The sequence below is a fragment of the Vibrio nigripulchritudo ATCC 27043 genome (genome assembly GCF_000222685.1).
Lineage (GTDB): Bacteria > Pseudomonadota > Gammaproteobacteria > Enterobacterales > Vibrionaceae > Vibrio > Vibrio nigripulchritudo.
In genome coordinates, this window is record NZ_AFWJ01000002.1 from 1 (window position 1) to 17,390 (window position 17,390).

Sequence of the window (17,390 nt, forward strand, 5' to 3'; positions counted from 1 at the left end):
AGTGAGGATTAAAGTAATGAGAACGCAAAATTTATTCATTTTATTCTCCATCACCAGCTTTCGGTTGGTCTTCAAGTGACTGAATTAATTCGTCTACCTTGGTTTCCCATTCTTGCTCTGCTCTCAGGAAAGATATTTGAGAACGGAGTATGCGTTGAATTTCCTCTTGATACGGCTTCTCATCCAGGCGTGTCTGGTTGTGCGCTTGCGTCATTTTTTGCGACAGTTCGGACATTGTCGATATCAAAGGTTTCTCTGAGGTGTACATTGCGAGCAAAAGCCTTTCTTCCGGATCGAAGTGCTTCCAACCCTCCGGACCAAGAATCAGAAAACCATGGTTGCGTGAGAATCCTGGCGGGCAATCGCTCCTTGAGTATGTAGTTTGAGCAACCTCTTTGGCATGTTGTTGCTTTGTTTTCTCGGTGATAAATTCTGCAAATACGGAGTTTGCGGAAATTACCCCGGATTTTGGTAGTAAGTTATCTTGCTGGGCTGAGGTTTTCTCTTTGATGTTTTTAATATCAGCTTTAGATAAAGAAATAGGGGGGATCACTTTGGTATGACCGTAAAGAAACTTGAATATTTCTTCTTTGGCGCTCTCAAGCTGATTTCTCTGGTTTCGATAACTGGTGATTAGCTCGATGTCTCTGTCTTTTTCGGCTTTTTTTTCTTCGGCTGCTAACTTTTCTTCAATTTTTTCAATCGCGAGCGTAATGTCGGATAACTTGGATTGTTGTTCCGATGAAGTGCTGATACTCGCTTTATTGCCTGAGGATACTAAGTCGAATTTGTTTGTGTTTTTGTTGAAGGTGACGGTACTGGAAAAAGGGTCGATTTGACTTGCGAGTAATGTACCCGCTTCAAACTTCACATTGCTCCATGCACTTGCTTTACCGGTCAGAGTAAAGCGGTACAAGGTATCACTAAGCATGTATTGGTTACTGTTTAGCCCGTCCTTATTCGAAAGCATTTTAGGCTTCGGTGGCTCACAAGTATTGATGACCCTGAAAAAATAGTTGGTTTTAAACCTAACCCAATCTTCCTTTTTATTGGGTAAATTTCCTTGATGCCATTTCACATTAGATGACATACAACCCGTTAAAATGAACGTACTGAGGAAAATAAAAAAACCGATTTTGTTGATCATTCACGCCTCCTTGCGTTTATACCCAATTAAACCGATTGAATAGTATAAAAGCTGCGTTATATAAAATTGTGATATGCATCCAATAAACTATATGAATGTAAATTCTATGTTAATTTTTATTTTTCTCAATAAGTTGACGGTCCAGCCATTTTGGATGCTAAGAAAACTTGCATGTGGGTGGTGCTAAATGAGAAAGTGTCGGGCTCTTGCGGTTAGAAAGAAAAGGAAGTACCGATGACGTTCAGCGTTTGGCTATCTTTGTTTGCCATTTGTTTACTTGGAGCAATGTCTCCGGGTCCAAGCTTAGTGATGGTTTCTAAGCATACTCTGGCTGGTGGGCGAGTGAATGGGTTAGCAGCGGCGTGGGCGCATGCGATTGGCATTGGTATTTATGCACTAATTACCATTGTTGGTTTAGCCGTGGTATTGCAGCAGTCACCGATCTTATTTAAAACCATTAGTTATGCTGGTGCCGCATACTTGGCTTACTTAGGGTTCAATGCACTAAGATCCAAAGGTGGTGTCGCTGCGCGCCTGGAAGCGGGAGAAAAGGTATCAATTCTTGCTTCAGCCCGAGAGGGTTTTCTGATTTCCATTCTTAGCCCCAAAATAGCTCTGTTCTTCATTGCGTTATTCAGCCAGTTTGTGGCATTGGGTAACGATCTCTTTAATCAGTTTGTGATTGTCGCGACGCCTCTTATTGTCGATGGTGTGTGGTATACGCTGATTACGTTGTTGCTTTCCATGCCCTTGGTTATCGACAAAATTCGTCAGAGAGCCCTGCTGATTGACCGTATTTCAGGCGTTATTCTTATCGCGCTTGCACTGCGTGTTGTGTGGGTCGTTTGACCCACACGCAACAATTTCCTTCCCTGTCAGGTCTTATCTTTTAAGCGTTACCGATTCTTGATTTAGAACCACTAGATCTTTAAATCAGCGTCTTGTCTGAGCGCCAGTTGATTCTCTCGGAGCCAAGCATTTTGGGGTTACTTGGGTATAAATCGAATATATATGACTATAGGTTTATATATGATTTGGGATGATGGACTGGATATATATATTTTTGCTTACTATTTTTGTAGTCATATCGCTCAAAAATAGTGAGAAATGTGGTTAGTTTTGCTTTACTGTATTAAAACTATAACAGTTAAGGGCAGTAAGCCCGTAAAACTGAACAACAAGATGAGGTGAATTGGGCGTCAGTCCAAATGGAAATCACCCGAAAATGGAAGAATTTACACTCAAGGAGGGAAGAGTGGAACTAAGACAAGCCGAGTATCAGGATTACGAACGCATCGCCCAGCTTCACGCGAAAAGCTGGCAGCAAAATTACCGAGGATTGGTAACCGACGCCTATCTCGATCAGTACGCAGAAGATGACAGAATTGTTGTCTGGCAAACCAGACTGACCAACCCTTCATTTAATCAAAATGTGCTTATTCTCGAAAACGAAGGTGAGCTTTGCGGTTTCATCTGTGTTTATGGCAATCATAATTTTGAATATGGCACCATCATAGACAACCTTCACATCGATTCTGCTTATCAAGGGCACGGTTTAGGCACTAAGCTGATGCTGGAAGCCGCCAAATGGGCAGAGAAGTACTTTCCAGATTCTGGTGTTTATTTGGAAGTTCTTGACCAGAACGTTGCGGCTAAACATTTCTACTTGGCATTGGGAGCCACACAGTCTCACCTGAGTGACTGGAAAGCACCGTGTGGGTCGAAAGTTAAAGAAGCCGTATTTACCTGGACATCGCCTTCTATTCTGCTGCGAAAAGCAGAAACGTTTGTCTAGGTCAACAGACCCTAACTTTTAAGTTCAAAAGTCATATCGATAAAACTCGGTGTCACCCTTGCCGTCAGAGGTTTTGGTGAAACCGAGTTTCAGCAGCAGCGAAGCTGAAGCAACATTCGACGTTTCAACTCCGCCTACTATTGATTTTGTTTCGGTGTAATCTGCACACCACCGAAGCAGTCCGTTCAGCATTTCTTTCGCAAATCCTTTCCCCTGAAAAGACTCTCCAAGCAAATATCCCAGATGCAGATTTTCTTTGTCTTCCTGATACAAAAATACAAAGCCCATCAGTTTACTGCTTTCTGTAGGCGTCACAGAAAGAACCTGACCTTCCGAGAGTGCATTAGTTAGCCAGTTCTTTGCGGATTCTGAGTTTTCAATTCCCTGAAAATGAGGAGGAAGGGCATGAGTGACTGCTGGAGTAAGAATGCCAGGGATCTGCTGTAGAAAGTCGGGCTTACTGGCATCCGTAAGTTCAACTTTATTAATCTGAAGCCGATCTGTCTGAAATAGCTGCATGTTTTTCACGGTATTACTCCGAGGGGTAAGTACGATTTCCCATAATATACGTTTCAGAGACTGTCCTGTCGTCGCCAAGACTCATCAAAACGAACAATTTCTCTTCCAGCGTTTTGGCTTGGTTCATTCGGAATTTCATTAGTTGAGTTGCATGAAGATCCAGCACCACAAAATCCGCCTCTTTACCCACGGCAAGGTTTCCGATTTTGTTATCCAGATGCAGAGCTTTTGCTCCGCCTAATGTGGCTAAATACAGGGACTTTAATGGGTGAAGCTTTTCCTGTTGTAGCTGCATGATTTTGTACGCTTCACTCATGGTTTGCAAAATGGAGAAGCTGGTGCCTGCACCTACATCCGTCCCCATGCCAACCCGAATACCAAATTCTTCCATTTTGTTAAGCCTAAACAGCCCGGAACCTAGAAAAAGGTTGGAGGTCGGGCAGAATGCAATCGCTGATTCTGTCTCTGCCAGACGGTGGCATTCACAATCTGACAGATGAATGCCATGCGCAAATACAGAACGTTTATGCAGCAAACCGTAGTGATCGTATACATCCAGATAGCTTTTGCGTTCCGGGAACAACGCCATTACCCAGTCGATTTCTTTCTGGTTTTCAGAAAGGTGCGTATGCATGTAAACGTCTGGGTATTCTTCTAAAAGCTTACCTACGGTGGCCAGTTGATCGTTGGTGCTGGTAGGCGCAAACCTTGGTGTGACGGCGTAATGCAAGCGAGAGCGTTTATGCCATTTTTCTATTAGCGCTTTCGAATCGGTGTAGCCAGATTCAGGCGTATCGGTTAATGATTCTGGCGCATTTCTGTCCATCAGCACTTTGCCCGCTATCATTCTTAAATTCCGTTTCTCGGCTTCTTCGAAAAAAACATCTACCGATGCTTTATGAACAGTGCCAAACACAAGCGCGGTTGTAGTGCCGTTACTCGCCAGTTCATCCAGAAACAAGGTTGCCACCTGTCGAGCGTATTCAGGGTCTTTAAATCGAAGTTCCTCAGGAAAGGTGTAGTTTTCGAGCCAGTCAAGTAATTGCTCGCCGTAAGACGCGATCATTCCAGTTTGCGGATAATGGATGTGCGTATCGATAAAACCTGATGTGATGAGCTTGTTCTCAAATTCAGTAACTTCTATGGTTTCGGGTAGTGTTGATAACAGGTGTTCTGCTTCGCCAATCTGGGTCACTAACCCGTCCTCAACAACCACGATACCGTCTTCAAAATATTGGTAAGAGTGTTCTAACCCTACTTCCTGTGGGTCAGCCACACTGTGTAGCACCGCGCTTCGAAAAGCGTGTGTTTTTGTTGTCATTTTGCTTCCTTTTGTTGCCTTACGTCCGTTAGGCTTGTTTTTGTTGTATTTTATGGGACAAGTTGTTTGATGAAGGTTGAGCCTTACCGCGAATTCTGGCTTCTTCTGCCTGATAGTGAGCAATCAGTTCACCAGCGACCGATACGGCAATCTCTGCAGGAAGTTTTCCCGGAACATCGCTGAGCCCAATGGGGCTGGTCATTGTTTCGAGCTGACTGTCCTTATAGCCTCGCTGTTTCAGCCTCATGTCGAACTTCTTACGTTTGGTTGCCGAACCAATGACCCCGAAGTAGCAACTGTCCTCTCTATCAAGAATAGCTCTTGTCAGGTCAAAATCGAGTTGGTGGTTGTGAGTCATCACCAGAAAGTAGCTGTTTTCATGGGCAAAGTTGACTTCGCCAACAGGGTCGTCACTGACCAGAACCTCGACATTGGCTGGTGTGTCGCTAGGAAACTCGTGTTCACGTTGATCAATCCATGTGATCTCAAAATCCAGAGTGGCGACAACGTGAATGAGTGCCTTGGCGACGTGCCCGGCACCAAAAAGATACAGGTGCCTTTTTTGAGTGCCGATGGGTTCAAAGCAAAGCGTTGCCATGCCACCACAGCATTGACCCAAACGCGCCCCAAGATTGAACGTTTCAACGTTGACGTCGGTTGCTTTGTCTTCGAGCATTTGCCTGGCCATTTGGGTAGCAAGATGCTCAAGGTGACCGCCCCCGATCGTAGCGAATAACCTGTCTTCAGTTATCAGCATTTTGGTGCCGACTCCGCGGGGAACTGATCCGCGTTCATCAAGCACCGTAACCATCACGCAGGCTTGATTCGCTTTCTCAAGTTTTGCCAGTTCCTGAATCCAGTTGTCGTTGTACATAACTTTCCCTCGCGGATCCGATTATTTCTCTAATGCTGTCTCAGGTTTTGTTTCTGGTGTTGGCTGTGGCATTCGTACCTTTTCAATCGCCATCAAGACACGTTCTGGCGTAGCTGGCGTATCCAAATGAGGTCGGGCATCTCCCACGGCAACGGAACTGATTGCATTTTTCAGTGCGCTCCAGACAGACATGGCAAGCATAAATGGCGGCTCGCCCACTGCTTTAGAGTGAAACACCGTGTCTTCCGGGTTTTGTCGGTTTTGCAGTAGGTGCGTTCTGAAATCAATGGGCATATCGGCAACCGCTGGTATCTTGTAGCTTGCAGGGCCACTGGTGGTCAGCCTACCTTGTTCGTTCCATACTAGTTCCTCGGTGGTAAGCCACCCAGCACCCTGAACAAATGCGCCTTCAACCTGACCAATGTCGATGGCTGGGTTCAGAGATGCGCCTACGTCATGCAATAGATCCGCTCGCAGAATTTTGTACTCTCCCGTAAGCGTATCTACGATCACTTCCGAGCAGGATGCCCCGTAAGCAAAGTAGTAAAACGGTCTGCCCTGAGCTTTCTCATGGTCATAGTAGATTTTGGGGGTGCGATAAAATCCAGTGCTGGAAAGAGAAATTTGGTTGAAGTATGCCAGTTGGATGAACTCATCGAACTCAATGAGATTCTCGCCAGCCTGAATCACACCATTTTTAAACTTCACCTTTTCAGGCGCTACTTTGAAGTGTTCCGCCGCAAAATTTACTAGCCGTACTTTGATGTTTCGGGCAGCATTCTGCGCCGCTTTACCATTCAGGTCCGTCCCTGATGATGCTGCCGTCGGAGAAGTATTGGGCACTTTTTCAGTGTTGGTTGCAGTGATTTGAATACGGCTGATATCGACCTGAAATTCTTCGGCAACAATCTGTGCCACTTTAGTATTCAGCCCTTGCCCCATCTCTGTGCCGCCGTGGTTAAGGTGGATACTGCCATCGGTATAAATGTGAATCAGAGCGCCAGCCTGATTGAGGAACGAAGCAGTAAACGAAATACCAAACTTCACCGGGGTAATGGCCAGCCCTTTTTTCAATATTGGGCTTTGCTGGTTAAAGGTGTCGATTTCTTCCCGGCGTTTATGGTATTCACAGCTTTCCACCAACTGCTCGGTGATTTCAGGCATGAAGTCGCTGTCTTCCACTGTCTGAAAGTAGTGGGTAACATTTCTTTCGTCTTTTCCGTAGTAGTTTGCGCATCTCACATCAAGCGCGTCTTTTTTCAGATAGCTCGCTATCTCATCCATGATGTGCTCAATGGTCATCATGCCTTGAGGACCACCAAACCCACGAAATGCTGTGTTCGATGCCGTATTGGTTTTACAGCGATAACCGGTCACCGTCGCATCCCCAAGGTAATAAGCGTTGTCGGAATGAAACATTGCCCGATCAACAATAGAGCTGGAAAGATCCGGCGAATATCCGCAGTTACCTGCGACATCTATCTCTATACCTGCGATGACCCCAGCGTCATCAAACCCAACCTTGTATCGGTTAAAAAATGGGTGGCGTTTGCCCGTCATCATCATGTCGTCGGATCTGGACATTCGCATTTTGGTCGGGCGACCCGTTAACTTGGCGATAACCGACGCCATGCAAGCCTGATAGGAAGACTGAGTTTCTTTTCCGCCGAAACCACCTCCCATTCTTCGTACGTCGATCAGGACTTTATGCATAGGTACACCAAGTACGCTGGCAACGAGCTTTTGAATTTCGGTTGGGTTTTGGGTGGAGGAGTGGACAATCATGCCATCATCTTCGGTGGGCATGACCGTGGCGATTTGAGTTTCAAGATAAAAGTGCTCTTGCCCACCAACGTGTAAGCTGCCTTCTAATACATGTTTGGCATTGGCGAGGGCGGCTTTGGAGTCCCCCCGTTTCTGTTGGTGAGTATCGGTAACAAACAGGCGTTTTTCGAGTGCTTCTTCCACATCTAGTACAGCCGGCAACACCTCATATTCTATCTCTGCAGCTTGTGCTGCTTGCCTTGCGACGTCAATGTTTTCCGCTGCAACGGCAATAACTGGTTGTCCGACGTATTCGACTTTGCCATCTGCGAGCAGAGGATCCCCGGGGAAGATTGCACCTATGTCCAAATTACCGGGTACGTCTTCACTGCTTATCGCAATCGCAACACCTTCGAATTCATAGCAGGGGGAAAGGTCGATACTCATAATGTTTGCGTGGGCATGTGGGCTGAGCAGGGCGTACACGTGAAGCTGATTTGGGAATTCCAGCTTGTCGTCGATATAAATCGCTTCGCCAGTAACCTGTTTTGACGCGCTGTCGTGTTTAACACTTTTACCTACGCCAGTTTTTAGATCCTGTTTGAACAGAGCCACCATCTCTTCGTGGCTCATGGCTGATTTCGGCGCACTAGACATAAGACGTTACCCTGGTTTCGATTTGGTTGTGTGGATGAGTGGACTCAACATAAAAACGTCGCAGCAGGTTCGCGGCTGCTAAGGCGCGATATTCTCTGGTTGCACGGAAATCGCTCAAAGGCTCGAAGTCATCCACGAGCTTCTTCATCGCATCAAGAATGCTATTTTCATTCCAGTCCTGACCAATCAACGCGTTTTCACAGTGCTTTGCACGCTTAGGAATCTCCGCCATTCCGCCAAAAGCAATACACGCTCGGGTCACTTTTCCATTCTGAATCGTCAGGTTGAACGCGCCACAAACGGCAGAAATGTCGTCATCCAGTCGTTTAGAAAGCTTATAAGCCTTAAAGGTATGTTCAGGTTGCAGCAGAGGGATGTGAATCGATTCAATAAATTCACCGGGCTTTTGCGCCGTGACCTTGTACCGAATGAAGTAGTCTTCCAGAAGCAGAGTTCGGGTTTCATTGCCACATCTTAGGGCGATTTTTGCACCTAATGCGATCAGCAATGGAGGAGAATCGCCAATCGGGGAGGCGTTCGCAATGTTGCCACCGAGTGTCCCCTGATTTCGTATCTGAAGCGAAGCAAAGCGGTGAAGCAGTTCACCAAAGTCTGGGAAGTGTTGAGAAAGAGCTTGATACGCGTTGCTGAGTGTCACATTCGCACCAATCACAAGGCTATCATCCACAAGCTTGCACTCTTTCATATTGGCAACAGAAGCTACGTTGATGAGTGTTTGAATGGGTTTGTGAAATTGCGTGACTTCAAGTGCGAGATCGGTACCGCCCGCGACAAGTCTGGCATCTGGATTAGCCACAAGTAGCGACGCCAGTTCATCCTTTGAAGTAGGCAGATAAGATTGAAAACTTCCAAAGGTAAGCTCACCTTTCTGAGCTGATAGCTGGTTAAGCTGCGCAATGGTTTTTTCTTCTAATGCAGAAAACTGATCTCTCAGGTTTTGATTGCTATTGAGTGAAAGCGCCGCATCAACAATCGGCCGGTAACCAGTGCAGCGGCAAAGGTTGCCCGACAACGCTTCCATGACATCGTGTTTTGTCACTGTTGATTTGTTTTTCAGTAAGGCAAACATCGACATAATGAAGCCGGGGGTGCAAAAGCCGCATTGTGAGCCGTGGAACTCCACCATGGCTTGCTGAACCGGATGAAGGCAGCCGCTGGGGTCTTTAAGATCTTCTACGGTGATTAACTGTTTGCCATGAAGTGATGAAACAAACGTCAGACAAGAGTTCACTGATTGATAAACTAATCTCCCATCAACGACTTCCCCAAGTACCACAGTACACGCACCGCAGTCCCCAGAGCCACAACCTTCTTTTGTTCCCGTTTTCCTTAACTGGGTTCTCAGGTATTGCAAAACGGTGGTATTGGGAGACAGATCTTCAATGTGTTGTACAGATTGGTTTAACAAAAACGATATCACGAGTCCTCCTGCGTGATAAAAAACTGACCCATTGGTCAAGTTTTGAATAATCTGACCAAAAGGTCAACATTTTGTTAACAAATGAAGAGTTCGTCTTAAAGATTGGATAAGTGGGTCACTTGGGTATAAATAACTATAAATATTACTGAGTGATTGCCGTTAAAGAATAGCTGGTTGAATATCGTCCACTGTATTAGAGCGTTTTCGTGTTGGTGTAATCCTGATTTCATGGCTCTTACCAAAAACAGATGATAAGCAAGTTTCACCGGCTAGATTATGCGTCTTGACATTAGTTGATTGAATATCCCTAGTTTCAGACGGTTACGGTTCGCCTATCTAGGATTAATAGATATGAAAAACATCACTTTCTTGCTTGCCACACTTTTATCTACTTCCACCCTTGCAGCTAACCACCATTTGGGCATCAAACTTGGTGGAGCAGCCATTAATAATGATGACTCAGGCGATGTTGGGGTTGCAGCCCAATTCGAATATGCCTATCAATTTCATCCCAATTTTTCTGCTGAAATTGGTTATGCAACCGCCTCGGGAGTGACCAACGCCATTGTGACCGGTGCACTTGCCGACAACACAGAAACGTTTGAGTATGATGCGACCTTTGCTGGTTTGAAGGCTAACATTGCTCCGGTGGGCTTTTTCAATTTTTATGCGATGGGCGGTGTCAGCCATTCCGATCTGCAACGCACACTTAAGCCTAAGTCTGGTGGAGCAGAAACGGTTGAACACCACAAAGGAGTAAATCCATATTTTGGAGGTGGAGCAGAGCTCATCATGCTGGATACTTTTAGCCTCAGCTTGGACTATCGTCGCTTTATGTTTGAGAACAGCTATTACGCAGACACCATCTTAGCCGGGCTTAACTTCCGGTTTTAAAATCAGCCCCTCTCGACGAAAGAATAGAGAACTGGCTTTCAGACAGTACGCCGATTTGAGTATCTAGTGATTCCAAATCAAGCAATCGGTAACACAGTATGAAAGCCAGTTAAACTCGCTGTTGAGAGATCTCCTGGGTTATATCTTGAAAACTTGAGTAATCATGTAAGCGTGTGGCTTACTGATGCTTACAGTAGAGGTGTCTGTTTCTGTGTTAGGGTCTGCCGTATTTTTTAGGAGAAGACCATGAAATCTGACAGTAATAAAAAGCCTCTTTTTAACCCGAACTATTACACCGTTATCGAGAGTAATAAAGTAAGGTGGATGTTCTTAATCGCATTTATAATTGCATTGTTCGTGATTAAACTTAATTTTTAGTTATTAACGAGGGTAAAATAGTCGGGCTTACATGGATTAAATGAAACCCTAATACCAAAGTTAATATTTTATTCACAATGTAAGTTTGTCCTGCTTGTTATTTCTGTTATGATATAACATATCTTTAGTTTTTATTTAAATAAACTATTTCACCCTGTCTGTTGTTATGGATTTGTCATTTTTTAAAATTCGTTCTTCTAATGATTGGTTTTAACTTGCTGTAAAATATAGATATTAATTTCTATGTTATCTCAGTGTTTGGTTATGTCATTAAATAATCATTGCTCAATATTAAGATTTGTCATTCAAAGCGATTTTATCTCTGTGACTTCTAGTCAATGATGAGTAAGTAAGAAAGTAAAATTAAATATATCCTCATTTCGTTAATTGAAATTCTCAATGTCTCTATTAATAATATTGACACCACTTCATTTTAATTTGATAGATAGTGTGTTGGGTTTTAAAACTTATATAACTTAGAGAAATATATCTTCTCTAAGTTTTTACCGTACTTAAAACTTAATTATAGGCTTATTTCTATAAGCCTAAATGCTGTGAAGTGGGTTCAAAAAATATATGGAGATAATAATGAAACTAAATGTAGTTATACCCGTATCTGTATTAACCTTGACTCCAATAATCGCTGTTGGTGCCAGTGAATCAGATGTAAATGCAACTGTGCCGATCCTGGATACACAGCAAACCCATATTATTGGGACGAATGATGTTGTGTCTTACGATGTAAAATCACTAGAAGGCGGTGAAGCGGCGGTTTTCCAGGGCGATATTGTGCTGGGTAATGCCAAAGATGTTCAGAACTTGGGTGTTCAACCGATGCGCTTTGCTAACGAAGGTGAAGTGACGGGGTATGCGTCGTGGAGTGGTCACGCTAAGTGGCCAAATGGCGTTGTTCCATACACAATTGCAAGCAACATCCCTGCTCACGATGTCGCCTCAATTAAAGAGGGGATGCGCTGGATAGAGAACGTATCGAACGTCCGCTTTGTTGAAAGAAGCAATCAGACTGGTTACGTACGCATCATTCGGGATCGAGGCTGTTATTCGTCGGTGGGTTACACTGGTCGAGCGCAAAACCTGTCAATTGGTCAGGGTTGTGGTACGCCGGGTATCGTGGCTCACGAATTCCTGCATGCGTTAGGTTTCTGGCATGAACAGTCCCGTGCAGACCGTGACCAGTACGTAAACATCCACTGGAACAATATTGAACAGGGCAAAGAGCACAACTTCCGCAAGAAAGGAGCGGTGACGACGTCTATCGGTCCTTACGATGTTCGCTCCATCATGCATTACTCTTACCGATCTTTCAGTATTAACGGTCAGCCGACCATCACTTCTAAAGATACCTCTGTGCCGAACAATCAGCTAGGTCAGCGCCAGCGTTTGACTGAGCATGATATTGCGGCACTTCAGGAAACTTATGGTGGTGGTGGCACCACTCCACCAAATCCAGGTGGTCCGGAGCCGATTAATGAAACCCTTACCAATGTAGGAGTAGAACGTGGGGCATGGCATCATCACGTTCAGGAGATCGGTAGTGGATATAAGAAGCTGACGATCACCACATCGGGCGGTTCTGGCGACGTAGATTTGTACGTTCGAAAAGGTTCTCAGCCTACACTTTCACAGCATGACTGCCGACCTTGGCGCAATGGTAATGCTGAGAGCTGTGTGATTGATAACCCGGGCGCGGGTAAGTGGCATATTGGTATAAATGGCTACCGTGCGAGTTCTGGTGTCACTGTTACCATCAAAGCTGAGTAATTCCGCTTAGTTCAAAACAACATTCCTTCATGCAAACAAAAGCCAGCCTGTTGAATAGGCTGGCTTTTTATTGTTGTTATAGCCGCGAGTAATTTAAATTTTTGATACGTCGTAGCCAGATTCTCTTAACAAATCACGTTCTTGTTTGATCAATTGAGCGCGATCTTCAATCAGTTCATGTAGCGCCTGAGAAGGTTTCGCCGCGAAGGATTTAAAATCTTCAAACGATTCTGCGGCTTCCACCTCTTTAAACATGGCACTTACTGCATTGCGCGCTTCACATGGGTCGGAGTCAGTTTTAAAGTAATCGACGCTATTCACAGCGTGTTTCATTTCTGCCAGAAGCTCTGCCGGGCTGTTGTCCAAAGCAATCAGCATGTAGTTGTTCAGCACGCGTTTAGCAAACAACAATTCTTTCAGTGGGATATCACGCCCGCTCACAATTAGGGACTGGCTGAGAATCGTATTTGAACTCATGGTTTTTCCTTAAACGAAAACAAAGGTTGGGCTAAGTAAAAGAAGTTAAGATTGCATAACTTTCTGCATAATTTCAATATTTATCTAATTCGTATCAGTGAAGTACAAAAGTGAGCGTGAAATACAGAGTGGCAGGTTGAGAGCGTCCTTGCTCTCAGGGTAGATATTGAATGGTGGTTCTTAACCTTTGTAAGGGTACGCAAAGATGTCGTTATTGTTTCTGCGGTTTGGCTGACCCCAGGCATTAAGCGCGACAACAGGTTTACCATCCGCATCTAACACCAGTTCACCTGCAGCATCTAATTCGTAGAACGACTTAACGTCCTGGGCAATATTCCACTGCTCTACGATTTTTCCTGAATTGTTAAAGCGGAAGATATCGATGTGACCCGTTCCAAACTCATTGTCTGAGCCCACTTCGAGATGTTTAGAATGGACCAGGACCATATCGCCCATAGCGATGGCTTTCGCCGGAGTTCGAACGAAACGCTTATTCTGTCGAGCCGATTCTTCCAGGCTATTTATGTGATCAAATTTACTGACTTGTGCGTCGGCTGTGTAGGCTATGAAATTGTCTGCCAGCAGGTATTCCAATTTAACGCTATCTTCTAAGTTATTGTATGTATTCACAAAGTACAACGCACGTTTGCGGTTGTGCTCTCTGTTTTGATTAGAGTCCATATTTACTTCAGGACCGGTAAAGTCCAGGTTCGGGCTCATGGTTTGATAGTGATCCCAGTGTTCGACCAGTTTGCCATTTTCAGTTCGCCAAATGTCGATGTACACATCCGTCGACACTTCGCCATTTTCACCCGTGGTTGCCCATGAAGAATGAATCGCTACGTAATCGTCCTCGGCTATTGTTCTAAGAACCTTGATTTCAGTTGTGTCTCTAATACCTTGAAGGTATTCGGTTAACTCGTTAAAAAGAGGTTCTGCACCATCTGGATAATCAGGAGAGTGCTGAATGTAAACGTCTCTGTCGATGTAGTTGTAATAAGTATCGTATTTGTGCTCGATCAGTGTTTCCTGGTAGAAGCCTTCCGCTGCAAACATAGATGCCATTGTTTCTGCAGAATAACGATATCGATTCTGATAGGACTGACCAGGGAAGCGAATTGGCTGATGCGCTTGAGACTGTTGAGAATACGACGCGACGCGTTGTTCGCCGGGGAAGTAAATTCTTTCGCCCTGTTGAGCAATGGCAGTACCAGACAGCGCTGCCATAATTAGGCTTGATAGTATGAGTTTCTTAGACATTTTTCTGTTCCTTATTATCATCTTGGGAGAAAACTCATCCTATTGAGTGTCTGAATGCCAAACAATATGACCATATGAATAGGTAATATGCACAAAACCGATTTCTTAGCGATAGATGGAAAACTGCTGACCCAGTTTCTTGCCATCTACGACTTCCAGTCAGTATCGCGGGCTGCTCAGCATCTGAACATCAACCAATCTTCTGCCAGCCATGCTTTGGAAAGGCTCAGAAAAATCCTTGATGATCCCTTATTTGTAAGAAGTGGAAGAGGGCTTATTCCCACAGAAAGGGCTGATACAGTCGCGCTTGATGCACGGGTTGTGCTCGCCAAACTTGAAGCCATGACGATGGACATGACTTACGATCCGTCAATGGACAAAGGTGAGTTCACCATCATGGCGAATGACTATGAAATTGAACACATTATCAAACCGGTATTCCCTATTTTTCAAAAGCAAGCGCCGGAGTTGACGATTCGTATCGTGCACGCTATTTCAGGGTTGGATATTCCAACGGCGTTAAGAGAAGGTGTCGCGGATCTCGCCATTAACCCGGATATCGATATTGATGCCACAGACATTCGTCAAAAACGCTTAATCTCGGATCACGATGTGGTGTATTACGACCCCGATTTTCGAAGCGCTCCTCAGTCTTTAGATGAATACTGCCAAGCCCGACACGGGATCATCGTATTAGGAGACATCAAGAAAACAGAGGCAGACAGCCAAATCATCGCTAAAGGCAAGCAAAGAAAGATCGCCGTAAAAACTGGGTCGTTTAATGTATTAGCGAGCTTGATTCGTGGTACCGATATCATTACCACCATGCCTTCTAATCTTGCCGATTCCATTTTCAAAGGGTTGGCACACTGCCCCGCACCAGTGGATCTGACACCGTATTCGATTGTACAGCTGTGGCACCAGCAAAATAGCCATTCTGCACGTCATAAGTGGGTACGTGAAACCATCCAATCGCCCTTTAGTACTGCAAAGTAGGAAGAAACCAAATCGAAATACATTCTTTACACTTCAACTTCGTTAGGTGGGTCTAATGACCGTAATTGCATATTATGGCAGCCTTGAAGCGTCAAATTCAGGGGTAAGAAAACGCCCGACTTAAAATAACGAAGGAATGTAAAATGAAAAATGCTATTTTTGGACTTTCTGTCCTTATGCTTGCTGGCTGTGCCAGTCAACCGCAGTCAACTGATACAGCAACAACGGATCTGAATTCTTCTCAGTGTGTCGGCAGTGTTGATTTACCTGAAAGACTCGCTCCATATTTCGAAGTTGTAGAAGATGAAGCCTTGCTAAGCAGCGCGTTGGGTGCCCCTGAAGAAGGGAAACTGTGTCAGGGTAAGGTGTACCAAAGCAAAGCTGGAACTCAGGTGACTTTGTATCGCGCCTGGAATAGTACCAACCCATACAGCCAGTTTGGTCAGTGGTGGGCATACGACTTGCCTGCGGGAAAGGTCGCCAAATACCGAGAAGACTATGAGATCTGTTACCAGTGGTCTCCTTTGGACAAATTAGTCACGTGTGAGTTAAAGGCAGGCACCAAAGTGGTTATTGGAACAGGGCAGAGTGCAAAATGCTCAGAATACCTCACCTACGAAGTATCTGAATCGCAGCAAGTGTATATTGAAAACAGTCAGGACGCGGTTGCCAATTGTGCCGTGAAAGATGGAATTCTGGTTTGGGAATAGTTAGGAAATAGAGTATGAGTAAAGGCGAGAAGCGTTTGAGGGATTTGAAAGGATTTGGTCCTAAAAGTGAGGAAATTCTGGCAACGGTAGGTATCCACTCCGTTGATGATTTCATGCTCGCCGATTCTTATGAACTTTATGCAAAGCTGAAAGCAAAAGTTAAAGGTACGGGGCTGAATTCCATCTACGCCATAATCGGAGCCAAGGAAAATATCGACTGGCGAGAAGTCGCTAAACAGCGCAAAACCGAAGTCTTAATGCGTTTAGACGAGATGGGGCTCGCGCCAAAGTAAAAAAATGCTTAAAAATAGCGCCACTTGTGGCGCTATTTCTCTCTGCATCGAAAATTCCGCAAGTATACTGAAACTTCACTTCAGCCTGACACCCAGCCACAGATAGCATTGTCCAATACCTTAGTGGTTTAAAAAGGGATTCAAATGCGCCGATCGACCGGACTATCCAAACTGTTTTTATCTCTCTCGATTCTTTCTCTTCCCGTAATCGGTGCTCAAAAAAGTGTTTGTTTTGGAACCACCTCAAATGGGTCTTTAGAGGGAGGGGTAAAACTTCCACTCTATGGAGAAAACTTCGAAACTTACAGTTATACCGCAAGCGTAGCAGGGCGAACCTACGTACATTCTGAAGTGAAAGCCATTAATCTTTCTGCTTACAAGAATCTGGAGCAATCGCACCCAGACAAGGTATTCAAATACGCTGAAACAGGCTTTGAAGAAGGTGGAAAATTCAGCCCACACAAAACACACCGCAATGGCTTGTCGGTTGACTTTATGACACCCATGATCAACGAAGATGGGGAGTCCGTACACTTGCCGACGCACCCCTTTAATAAGCTAGGTTACGACATTGAGTTAGACAAAAAAGGTCGATACGACGGATTGGAAATCGACTACACCGCTTTAGCGGCACATTTGGTTGAACTCCATAAAGAATCGAAAAAACGCGGGCATGACCTATGGCGAGTTATTTTCGATCCCAAACTGCAAGCTGGGTTGTTCAAAACCACCTATGGCACTTACATTAAGGACAACATCCGGCTTTCTAAAAGACGTTCTTGGGTTCGACACGATGAACACTATCACGTTGATTTTATTGTCCCGTGCAAAAAGTAATGTGCTGTTCCCTTGTGGTTAGTACAAAGATATAGCCAAAGATAATTAAATGGGGTGTTGTGCTATTAACGTTTGTGACGGTTTGTGACTTATTACTGTAAACACTTCACTATCTGTGTTTTTTGCTTTATATCTTCTTCTTTAATATTTATATCAAATAAATTTGGTGTTTATTATTATCTGATAATTTTTACCATTACCTGATCTTATACATTACTTGATCTTTGTTCATGTTCTTATTTTTA

16 protein-coding genes are annotated in these 17,390 nt (G+C 44.6%); 8 read left to right on the forward strand and 8 right to left on the reverse strand.

Features of this window, described 5'->3' with window-relative positions; translation table 11 throughout:
* Window positions 1-40: 40 nt before the first annotated feature.
* Entirely contained in the window at window positions 41-970 is a 930-nt protein-coding gene (locus RH89_RS00940) for a hypothetical protein (RefSeq protein WP_139063205.1), read from the reverse strand.
* Between the two features lie 411 nt (window positions 971-1,381).
* On the opposite strand from RH89_RS00940, the gene RH89_RS00945 reads away from it, so the two are divergent.
* The gene (locus RH89_RS00945) at window positions 1,382-1,996 is read left to right on the forward strand and encodes a LysE family translocator (RefSeq protein WP_004397976.1); all 615 of its coding nucleotides are present in this window, start codon (window positions 1,382-1,384) and stop codon (window positions 1,994-1,996) included.
* Window positions 1,997-2,402: 406 nt separating this feature from the next.
* Window positions 2,403-2,942, forward strand: coding sequence for a GNAT family N-acetyltransferase (locus tag RH89_RS00950; protein ID WP_022561699.1), 540 nt, complete (start codon window positions 2,403-2,405; stop codon window positions 2,940-2,942).
* A 24-nt stretch (window positions 2,943-2,966) separates the two neighbouring features.
* Here the strand turns inward: RH89_RS00950 and RH89_RS00955 are convergent, their stop codons facing one another.
* Genes RH89_RS00955 through xdhA form a run of 5 tightly spaced genes read right to left on the reverse strand, consistent with a single transcriptional unit; the run spans window position 2,967 to window position 9,518 of the window.
* Entirely contained in the window at window positions 2,967-3,461 is a 495-nt protein-coding gene (locus tag RH89_RS00955) for a GNAT family N-acetyltransferase (protein WP_038144558.1), read from the reverse strand.
* 13 nt (window positions 3,462-3,474) lie between these two features.
* Window positions 3,475-4,782 carry a guanine deaminase gene (gene guaD, locus RH89_RS00960; RefSeq protein ID WP_004397979.1) on the reverse strand — a complete coding sequence of 436 codons (1,308 nt, stop codon included), beginning with the start codon at window positions 4,780-4,782 and terminating at the stop codon, window positions 3,475-3,477.
* Between the two features lie 28 nt (window positions 4,783-4,810).
* Window positions 4,811-5,656, reverse strand: coding sequence for a xanthine dehydrogenase accessory protein XdhC (xdhC, locus tag RH89_RS00965; RefSeq protein WP_004397980.1), 846 nt, complete (start codon window positions 5,654-5,656; stop codon window positions 4,811-4,813).
* A 21-nt stretch (window positions 5,657-5,677) separates the two neighbouring features.
* Window positions 5,678-8,077 carry a xanthine dehydrogenase molybdopterin binding subunit gene (gene xdhB, locus RH89_RS00970; RefSeq protein ID WP_004397982.1) on the reverse strand — a complete coding sequence of 800 codons (2,400 nt, stop codon included), beginning with the start codon at window positions 8,075-8,077 and terminating at the stop codon, window positions 5,678-5,680.
* The gene (gene xdhA / locus RH89_RS00975) at window positions 8,070-9,518 is read right to left on the reverse strand and encodes a xanthine dehydrogenase small subunit (protein WP_004397984.1); all 1,449 of its coding nucleotides are present in this window, start codon (window positions 9,516-9,518) and stop codon (window positions 8,070-8,072) included. Before xdhA ends, xdhB begins: the two co-directional genes overlap by 8 nt.
* Before the next feature lie 351 nt (window positions 9,519-9,869).
* Between xdhA and RH89_RS00980 the strand changes: the two genes are divergently transcribed.
* Both RH89_RS00980 and RH89_RS28550 read left to right on the forward strand, forming a co-directional pair.
* The gene (locus tag RH89_RS00980; RefSeq protein ID WP_004397986.1) at window positions 9,870-10,412 is read left to right on the forward strand and encodes an outer membrane beta-barrel protein; all 543 of its coding nucleotides are present in this window, start codon (window positions 9,870-9,872) and stop codon (window positions 10,410-10,412) included.
* A 966-nt stretch (window positions 10,413-11,378) separates the two neighbouring features.
* A complete protein-coding gene (locus RH89_RS28550) occupies window positions 11,379-12,572 on the forward strand; it encodes a M12 family metallopeptidase (RefSeq protein WP_004397990.1) in 1,194 nt (397 codons plus the stop codon).
* 93 nt (window positions 12,573-12,665) lie between these two features.
* On the opposite strand, the gene RH89_RS00990 is transcribed toward RH89_RS28550, so the two are convergent.
* Both RH89_RS00990 and RH89_RS00995 read right to left on the reverse strand, forming a co-directional pair.
* Window positions 12,666-13,049 (reverse strand): hypothetical protein, encoded by a 384-nt coding sequence (locus tag RH89_RS00990; RefSeq protein WP_004397992.1) that lies wholly within the window; start codon window positions 13,047-13,049, stop codon window positions 12,666-12,668.
* Between the two features lie 180 nt (window positions 13,050-13,229).
* A complete protein-coding gene (locus RH89_RS00995; protein ID WP_050811491.1) occupies window positions 13,230-14,309 on the reverse strand; it encodes an ester cyclase in 1,080 nt (359 codons plus the stop codon).
* Between the two features lie 87 nt (window positions 14,310-14,396).
* Here RH89_RS00995 and RH89_RS01000 point away from each other — a divergent pair, with 87 nt between their 5' ends.
* The 4 genes from RH89_RS01000 (at window position 14,397) to RH89_RS01015 (ending at window position 17,145) form a co-directional block, all read left to right on the forward strand.
* Window positions 14,397-15,305: a LysR family transcriptional regulator gene (locus RH89_RS01000; protein WP_004397995.1), complete on the forward strand. Its 909-nt coding sequence runs from the start codon at window positions 14,397-14,399 to the stop codon at window positions 15,303-15,305.
* Between the two features lie 143 nt (window positions 15,306-15,448).
* The gene (locus RH89_RS30285) at window positions 15,449-16,015 is read left to right on the forward strand and encodes a hypothetical protein (protein WP_004397996.1); all 567 of its coding nucleotides are present in this window, start codon (window positions 15,449-15,451) and stop codon (window positions 16,013-16,015) included.
* A gap of 14 nt (window positions 16,016-16,029) precedes the next feature.
* Window positions 16,030-16,308, forward strand: coding sequence for a TfoX/Sxy family DNA transformation protein (locus RH89_RS01010; RefSeq protein WP_004397998.1), 279 nt, complete (start codon window positions 16,030-16,032; stop codon window positions 16,306-16,308).
* Between the two features lie 144 nt (window positions 16,309-16,452).
* On the forward strand, window positions 16,453-17,145 hold the full coding sequence (locus RH89_RS01015) for a penicillin-insensitive murein endopeptidase (RefSeq protein ID WP_004398009.1): 693 nt from the start codon (window positions 16,453-16,455) through the stop codon (window positions 17,143-17,145).
* The last annotated feature ends 245 nt before the right edge of the window (window positions 17,146-17,390 follow it).